8 protein-coding genes are annotated in these 8,158 nt (G+C 43.7%); 5 read left to right on the forward strand and 3 right to left on the reverse strand.

All coding sequences use genetic code 11. The features are described 5' to 3' along the window. The first annotated feature begins 43 nt into the window (after positions 1 to 43). The 5 genes from nth to JMX94_RS04410 all read left to right on the forward strand — a co-directional run bounded on the left by nth (position 44) and on the right by JMX94_RS04410 (position 3,833). Positions 44 to 739, forward strand: coding sequence for an endonuclease III (gene nth / locus JMX94_RS04390; protein WP_201563550.1), 696 nt, complete (start codon positions 44 to 46; stop codon positions 737 to 739). A gap of 79 nt (positions 740 to 818) precedes the next feature. Further along, positions 819 to 1,415, forward strand: a complete 597-nt coding sequence (locus JMX94_RS04395; RefSeq protein ID WP_201563552.1) for a DJ-1/PfpI family protein — start codon at positions 819 to 821, stop codon at positions 1,413 to 1,415. A 144-nt stretch (positions 1,416 to 1,559) separates the two neighbouring features. Further along, on the forward strand, positions 1,560 to 2,726 hold the full coding sequence (gene metK, locus JMX94_RS04400) for a methionine adenosyltransferase (RefSeq protein ID WP_201563554.1): 1,167 nt from the start codon (positions 1,560 to 1,562) through the stop codon (positions 2,724 to 2,726). Between the two features lie 136 nt (positions 2,727 to 2,862). Next, positions 2,863 to 3,216, forward strand: coding sequence for a DUF3144 domain-containing protein (locus JMX94_RS04405; RefSeq protein ID WP_193031653.1), 354 nt, complete (start codon positions 2,863 to 2,865; stop codon positions 3,214 to 3,216). A 251-nt stretch (positions 3,217 to 3,467) separates the two neighbouring features. Further along, complete coding sequence (locus JMX94_RS04410; RefSeq protein ID WP_201563556.1) at positions 3,468 to 3,833, forward strand: hypothetical protein; 366 nt, start codon at positions 3,468 to 3,470, stop codon at positions 3,831 to 3,833. Positions 3,834 to 4,034: 201 nt separating this feature from the next. Here JMX94_RS04410 and JMX94_RS04415 read toward each other — a convergent pair whose 3' ends face one another. The 3 genes from JMX94_RS04415 to JMX94_RS04425 form a co-directional block, all read right to left on the reverse strand. Next, positions 4,035 to 5,690 (reverse strand): BCCT family transporter, encoded by a 1,656-nt coding sequence (locus JMX94_RS04415; RefSeq protein ID WP_201563558.1) that lies wholly within the window; start codon positions 5,688 to 5,690, stop codon positions 4,035 to 4,037. Between the two features lie 225 nt (positions 5,691 to 5,915). After that, entirely contained in the window at positions 5,916 to 7,565 is a 1,650-nt protein-coding gene (locus tag JMX94_RS04420) for a BCCT family transporter (protein WP_201563560.1), read from the reverse strand. Between the two features lie 197 nt (positions 7,566 to 7,762). Continuing rightward, positions 7,763 to 8,158 (reverse strand): PQQ-dependent sugar dehydrogenase (locus JMX94_RS04425; protein WP_201563562.1); only part of this gene is annotated, 396 nt, incomplete at its 5' end.

Consider the following 8,158-nt stretch of genomic DNA (forward strand, 5'->3'; position numbering starts at 1 on the left):
CTACTCCTGACTAACCAATGAATAAAACGATGGTAACAATACCATGAGTAAAACCGTTAAACATAAAACTGCCGATACCCCGCCATCGAGGCGTATGCCCAATCGTGATGTGCGTCCGTTTTTTGAGAAGTTGGCTGCGACGATTGATGAGCCAGTAACTGAGCTCAATTATAGCAGTAACTTTGAGCTGCTTATCGCGGTCATATTATCGGCGCAGGCGACCGATGTCAGCGTCAATATTGCCACCAACCAGCTTTATCCGGTAGCGAATACGCCTGAGTCCATTTTGGCATTAGGCGAAGAAGGACTGAAAGCGTATATTAAGAATATTGGCTTATTTAATGCCAAAGCCAAAAACGTCATTAAAACCTGCCGTGACTTGATTGAGAAATTTGATAGCACCGTCCCTGATAACCGTAAAGACTTAGAGTCTCTAGCGGGTGTCGGGCGGAAGACGGCGAATGTGGTGTTAAATACCGCCTTTGGGCAGCCGACGATGGCGGTTGATACCCATATCTTTCGCGTCGGCAATCGTACTGGACTTGCCACGGGTAAAAATGTCTTAATCGTTGAAAAAAAACTGCTCGAACGTATCCCCGATGACTTTATCGTTGATGCTCACCATTACTTGATTTTGCATGGGCGCTATACTTGTCAGGCTCGCACCCCAAAATGCGGCGCTTGTCCTGTTTATGAAGAATGTATGTTTAAGGATAAAGCGGCATTTTTAGAGCTTTAAAGGCTTTTAGAGCCTTAAAAACTTTTAAACATCTCCTTTCTAAACACTTCGGCTTAATACTTTAACTTAAGGAAGCAGGATGCAGACCCTGACCGCACTCGTATTTGACGACTTCGAAACCTTGGACTTATTTGGACCTATTGAGCTATTCGGTAGCTTACCTAACGATTTTCGCATTCAGTTTGCGTCAATGAAAGGTGGTATCATTCATAACCATCATGGTGTTGCCTTACAAACTGTCGCAGTAGCAGAGTTAGCCCAGCAAACGAATATATTATTGGTCGTCGGCGGTAAAGGTACACGCCCACTGATTAATGATAGTAAGTTTTTGCAGACCCTGACTACGCTCGCTGATAACGCCGACTGGGTGCTTAGCGTCTGTACGGGTAGTGCTTTATTGGCGAAGGCAGGTATTTTAGACCATAAACGAGCCACGTCAAACAAGCGTGCTTGGCAATGGGTAACCGAACAATCAGATCAGGTTGATTGGATAAAGCAGGCGCGCTGGGTCGTAGATGGCAAGTTTTATACTTCTTCAGGTGTCACGGCTGGCATGGATATGGCGCTTGGTTTTATTGCTGATAGACAAGGTCGCGATAGCGCAAAAGAAGTCGCTGACTATACAGAATACCGCTGGCAAGAAGACAGCCGCCTCGATGATTTCTACAATTGTTAGCCGTCATGGCTGACACTAGAGTTTTACCTCGATTCACGGTAAAATATCATAATTTTTTGATTCACTTTTACCTTCTATTTTCCGTTAACATTTAATAATGACTGATTTTATATATTACAGTCCCTGCAATTAAGCGATCCCACTATGCGCGAATATAATTTATTTACCTCAGAGTCTGTGAGCGAAGGCCATCCAGATAAAATGGCTGACCAAATCTCAGATGCTATCCTTGATGCCATTTTACGCCAAGATTTACATGCCCGTGTGGCGTGTGAAACGCTGGTTAAGACAGGTGCTGTCATACTGGCAGGCGAAGTCACCACGACTGCCAATATCGACGTTGAACGTATCGTCCGTGATACGGTAAATGGCATCGGTTATCATCACTCAGACTTGGGCTTTGATGGCGAGACCTGTGCCGTTATTAATATGCTCGGTAAGCAATCTCCTGAAATTGCTCAAGGTGTCGATCGTAGCGATCCTGAAGAACAAGGTGCCGGCGACCAAGGCTTAATGTTTGGTTATGCCAGCAATGAGACCGAAGTATTGATGCCAGCGCCTATCGAATATGCCCATCGCTTGATGGAGCGTCAATCTGAGCTGCGCCGTGGCGGTGAGCTGCCTTGGTTACGTCCCGATGCCAAAGCCCAAGTCACCCTCAAATATGACGGTAATAAACCGGTTGCCATTGATGCCGTGGTTTTATCAACGCAGCATGATCCAAGCATCTCGCAAGCAGACCTGCAAGAAGCAGTAATGGAATCCATTATTAAGCAAGTATTGCCAGCAGAGTTATTGCATGCCGGTACGCGCTATCATATCAATCCAACTGGCAAATTTGTCATTGGTGGTCCTGTCGGTGATGCTGGACTGACTGGTCGTAAAATTATCGTTGATACTTACGGCGGTATGGCGCGTCATGGTGGCGGTGCATTTAGTGGTAAAGATCCTTCAAAAGTCGATCGCAGCGCTGCCTATGCAGTACGTTATGTGGCCAAAAACATCGTCGCTGCCGGTATTGCAGATCGCTGTGAGTTACAAGTGAGCTATGCGATTGGCGTTGCTGAACCGACTTCGATTTCAATTAACACTTTTGGTACTAACAAAATCAGCAACGATGAAATCATTAGCTTGATTCGTAAGCATTTTGACCTACGTCCTTATGGTATTACGCGTATGCTGAACTTATTGCAGCCGATGTACCAGCAAACGGCAACCTTTGGTCACTTCGGTCGCCAAGGTTCTGAAACCGCCTTTACGTGGGAAAAGACTGACAAAGCGGAAATCTTAAAAGCAGATGCAGGTTTATAAGCCTAACGTTAGAATTTTTACTATCTTATCCATTTTTTAGATTTATCCAGTCTTTACCCTTCTTAAGTTTAAAGACTGGCGTGATATATTTAAATTTACTTACCCTTATTAGGAGTCGCTTATGTCTCAAGACAATATGCCAAACAATGCCCAAAATGATGATATTGATGCCGCTCTTGAAATCACCCCTGAGATGCAAGCGTTTTATCAGCGTGCCGATGCGATTATTGGCGTGGCAAACAGTCAACTAGGTCCTGAAGCGCATTCAGGTCAAGTAGGTGCGTCACTGCTTTATGCGGCGGCACGTTATAGTGCATCAGTTGCCTCGATTGGCTTTGTAAAAGGTGATGATTTCGCCAAAGAAAAAGACGATATCGTTGAGTTTTATACCAAACAATATCGCCAAATGCTAAGCGACAACTTAACTGATTATGCACAAAACTTTGATAAGTACGTACAGCTTAATAAAGATGATAAACCTGCGCAGTAAGCTTTCTAAAAGCTCGCTCAAGAATTTTATTAAGAAGTAACATAAATAACCCAAGCCTTATAAGCTTGGGTTTTTTTATCTGTTTTGCACTAGATGACTGAGCATAAATCCTTTACTATCAAATATCTTACGAGCAAATGTTCTATGATTAAATACTAACCATTGCATGGATAATTGACTTTTTAACACAAACTTTTGATGCAAAATGAATAATTAAAAGCACGTATACATAAAATATAAGGATATTTATTATGAGCGCTCTATCTAAACCATGGCTATCTCTATTAAAGCCTTCTACCCTCGCCCTATCACTGACCATAACCTTGACGCTCGGCTTAGCGGGTTGTAACAATATCAGCCCTAACTCTAACTCAAGCCCTATGCCTGATAACACAGCTATTCAGCCGCCCGCTTCTAATACCAGCCAACCTCCAAAAGGAATCGTTGCCCAGTGTCCAACCTTTGATCCCGAAAAAACCATGTGTACGGCGCAATACGATCCGGTCTGCGTAAAAACGCAAGTGGGCTCAGTGATAAGCTATCGCACGGCGGGCAATGCCTGCTCAGCTTGTAGCACCCCTGAAGCAATCAGCTATGTAAAAGGCGAATGCTCATAATGAATGTCTAAAACAGTAACGCTGATTTTAAAAGCATATCGTTAAATACTTATCATCCGTTAAAAACCAATAAATTATTAAACGCCCATAAAAAATCCCAGCTTAACACTGGGATTTTTTATATTTTTACTGCGACTGTCTGTTAGCAAGCTTGCTATGAACATTCGCTACATAGCTTTTAATTATATCTATTACTCATCACTAGTCATTAGTCGGCTTTAGACTTGGTGGTCCGGTTAATAATTCTTCATCGCGGAACTCATTGGCTGAGTTATGCTCGGCAGATTCTTCAGTGATAAACCACTGCTGATTACGATAAAGTATCAATCTATCACGGCTCAAACCTCGCAGTAATGAATACATCATAATGACAATGACCACGGCAAACGGAAAGCCCGAGACAATAGAGGCTGCTTGTAGCGCACCCAAACCGCCTGCGGCTAATAGCACCGCCGCGATAACCCCTTCGGTACCTGCCCAGAATAAGCGCTGGATTTTTGGTGGATTGGTATCGCCGCCTGAGGTCAGCATATCAATCACAAAACTGGCAGAATCTGATGAGGTGACAAACCAAAGGACAATCATCACCACGATAAGCCCATTCAGCGCTGCCGTCAGCGGATACGACTCCATTAATTTGAAAATAGCACTACCGGTATCCGCGCGCACTGCTTCAACCAGTCCAGGGCTTACCACATTTGGGTCAACCGCCGCCATCAGCTCCATATGCACTGCTGAACCACCAAAGGCGGTGAACCATAAAAACAAAATGGTAATAGGGATTAATAAAACCCCTAAGATAAACTCACGAATAGTACGGCCACGAGAAATACGGGCAACGAATACCCCAACGAATGGTGACCAACTAATCCACCACGCCCAGTAGAATACTGTCCATGATGACTGCCAGTTTGCTTCACCTTCATAAGATTCCGTCCATAGCCCAAGTGGAATTACTTGATGTAGGTAATTACCGATATTTTCAAAGAAGCTGTTAAAGATAAACTGGGTTGGACCCAAAATAATCACAAAGCTTAAGAGCACAATGGTAAAGAAAATATTGATATCACTTAAACGCTTAATGCCTTTATCAAGCCCCATCAATAGTGACAATCCTGCCAGCATAGTGATAAAAGCAATCAAGATAATCTGCACGGTGATGTTATTTGGAATACCAAATAAACTCTCAAGCCCTGAGTTAATCTGTAGCACCCCAAGACCTAAGGTCGTAACCACACCAAACATGGTGCCAAATACTGCCAGCGTATCAACAATATGACCCATAGGGCCATAGATTTTTTTGCCTAATAACGGATATAAGGTTGAGCGAATGGCCAATGGCAAGCCGCGGCGATAATGAAAATACGCTAACGATAACGCCACCATGCCGTAAATTGCCCAGACATGCAGACCATAATGCAAGAACGAGATGTTCATCGCTTGCTTGGCCGCGGCAATGCTTTCAGGCTCACCTAAAGGCGGTGCCATAAAGTGATATAGCGGCTCAGCTGTACCCCAGTAGAGCAAGCCAATACCAATGCCTGCCGAAAACAGCATGCCAATCCAAGAAACAATATTGTACTCTGGGGTCTCGTTTTGGTGACCCAATCTAATATCGCCATAGCGGCTAAATATCAGATAGATACTCATCACCAACGTTAAGTTGACCACCATGATAAAAAACCAACCAAAGCGCATCGATACAAATGCCTTCGCTTGGCCAAACACTTCGCTTGCCAATTCATTAAAAAAGGCACCGAAGATAATAAATGCGAGGATTAAAATCGCTGAGGTTAAAAAAACAGGTTTACTTACCCGTGGAAAAGGGCCCAATCGGCCAACTTTAACGTGATCCATTCAGTCGTCTCAATTTTTTAGGACGCCAACCTTAACAAGATATTTACAAACTATCAAATCCGGTCAGTCATCTGTTAATGGGCAAAATTAAAAAATCCTAAGATAACGATGCATCTTAGGATTTTAAATGACAATTATTATATTGTTTATTTAGGTAAAATAAATATAAGCTAACTATATGATTCAACGTATAAATATATATTTAATTCGGCTATATATAGCCTATCAATCACCTTTCACAATTTTAGGCGGACCTTTTAATAACTCTTCATCCACAAACTCATTGGCTGAATTATGGTCGGCTGACTCGTCAGTAATGTAACGCTGCTGGTTGCGATATAAGATAAGACGGTCGCGACTCATGCCACGTAACAGCGCATACATCATCACAAATATGACCAAAGCAAAGGGCAATCCTGCCACGATGGCCGCCGCTTGTAATGCTCCTAATCCACCTGCTGCTAATAAAATTGCCGCAATCACGCCCTGCATAATGGCCCAAAATAAGCGTTGGATTTTGGGTGGATTGGTATCGCCACCAGCGGTCAACATATCGATGACAAAGCTGGCCGAATCTGACGAGGTCACAAACCAAAGTACAATCATCACCACAATCAATAGGGTGATAGGTTTGGTAAGCGGATAGTATTCAACCAATTTAAAAATGGCACTACCGGTATCCGCTTGCACCGCGGCGACCAATCCTGGGCTGACCAAATCAGGACTGATGGCGGCTAGCAGCTCCATCTGAATCGCAACGCCGCCGAAAGTTGTAAACCAGAAAAATAAAATTGTCATCGGGATAAGCAGCACGCCAAATACAAACTCGCGAATGGTACGACCACGGCTGATACGTGCAATGAATACGCCGACAAATGGTGACCAGCTGACCCACCATGCCCAATAAAATATCGTCCAAGCACTTTGCCAATCAGTGCCACTATAGGCTTCACTCCACGTTGATAACGTGACGATGTTTGCCAAATAGTTGCCAACGTTTTCAATAAAGCTGTCAAAGATAAATAAGGTGGGACCCAAAATCACCATGAAGGCCAGTAGAATACCGGTCAGCCCCATATTAATATCACTGAGGCGCTTAATCCCTTTATCAAGACCTAGCATCAGCGAGCCACAAGCCAGTGAAGTTACAAAGGCAATGATAATAAACTGTACGGTCAAGGTATTAGGAATACCAAATAAACCCTCTAGACCCGAGTTAATCTGCATAACCCCAAGACCTAACGAGGTCACAACCCCAAACATCGTCCCAAATACCGCCAAGATATCGACGGTATGACCCCATTTACCATAAATCTTTTGCCCGAGGATAGGATACAAGGTTGAGCGAATCGATAACGGCAGACCACGGCGGAAGTGAAAATAGGCTAACGACAGTGCCACGACGGTATAAATCGCCCATGCATGCAGCCCCCAATGCAAAAACGACAGATTCATCGCTTGCTTTGCTGCCTCTACAGTCTGTCCCTCGCCAACGGGCGGTGCCATAAAGTGGTATAAGGGTTCCGCTGTGCCCCAATAGACCAATCCAATCCCGATGCCCGCCGAAAACAACATCCCAATCCATGAAAACAAGGTATATTGCGGTCGCTCTGTCTGTTTACCTAAGCGAATATCACCGTAGCGGCTGGCGGCAAGGTAAATACAAAACACCAGCGCCACGTTAAATAAGATGATAAATAACCAGCGGAATTTTTCGGCAATAAAGTCCTGTAAGAAGCTAAAAAGCGCTGCGGCAGTTTCAGTAAATAACGAGCCAAAAATGATGAAGCCGACAATTAAGATACCTGACGTGATAAATACAGGCTTATTTACCCTTGGAAATGGGCCGAGCTTACCTACTTTTACTTCGTTCATTCGCTAAAACCTCATATTTAAGAAAGGTCACCTTAACAAACTAACCTTTAATTATCAATTAACTACAAAATAAACTTGATAAAGATATTTTTTTGTAACAACTTGCTTGGCTATTTTAAATCTTGATTTAGACATTTTAAGTAATTATCCAGTTAGATTATTTAGCCAGCGATTGATGCAGGCCATTAGATACATCACTAGTTCGGCAATAATCGCAGCAGCCTACCTTTAGCGCCATCTTCTAATAACCACACTTGCCCATCGACGTTTAAGACGCCACGGATACGTTCACCCATATCATAGCGATAGCGTTCTGCCGCTCCGTTATTTTTATGAAAACTCACCACGATGAGCGCTTTTGATGATAAGCCACTGATCAGCGCATTGCCTTGCCACGCTGGAAAGTCATTATGTTTACCGGCGTGATAAATACTCATAGAAGAAGGTGATATGACCGGCGTCCAAGTAATTTCAGGCGCTGCAAAATCAGGACGCGTATCGTGATCCGGAATATCGGTTCCGGTATAATTACGGCCATTCGAGACGATTGGCCAGCCATAGTTCTTACCTTTTTCAATAAGATGAAGCTCATC

The organism is Psychrobacter sp. CMS30 (assembly GCF_904846565.1).
GTDB classification, from domain to species: Bacteria; Pseudomonadota; Gammaproteobacteria; order Pseudomonadales; family Moraxellaceae; genus Psychrobacter; species Psychrobacter maritimus.

What these genes read in the sequence shown, in the direction of transcription:
- JMX94_RS04420 (WP_201563560.1), bottom strand. Translation starts at nt 7,565, where the DNA reads ATGAACGAAGTAAAAGTAGGTAAGCTCGGCCCATTTCCAAGGGTAAAT.
- metK (WP_201563554.1), top strand. Translation starts at nt 1,560, where the DNA reads ATGCGCGAATATAATTTATTTACCTCAGAGTCTGTGAGCGAAGGCCAT.
- JMX94_RS04415 (WP_201563558.1), bottom strand. Translation starts at nt 5,690, where the DNA reads ATGGATCACGTTAAAGTTGGCCGATTGGGCCCTTTTCCACGGGTAAGT.
- JMX94_RS04405 (WP_193031653.1), top strand. Translation starts at nt 2,863, where the DNA reads ATGCCAAACAATGCCCAAAATGATGATATTGATGCCGCTCTTGAAATC.
- JMX94_RS04395 (WP_201563552.1), top strand. Translation starts at nt 819, where the DNA reads ATGCAGACCCTGACCGCACTCGTATTTGACGACTTCGAAACCTTGGAC.
- nth (WP_201563550.1), top strand. Translation starts at nt 44, where the DNA reads ATGAGTAAAACCGTTAAACATAAAACTGCCGATACCCCGCCATCGAGG.
- JMX94_RS04410 (WP_201563556.1), top strand. Translation starts at nt 3,468, where the DNA reads ATGAGCGCTCTATCTAAACCATGGCTATCTCTATTAAAGCCTTCTACC.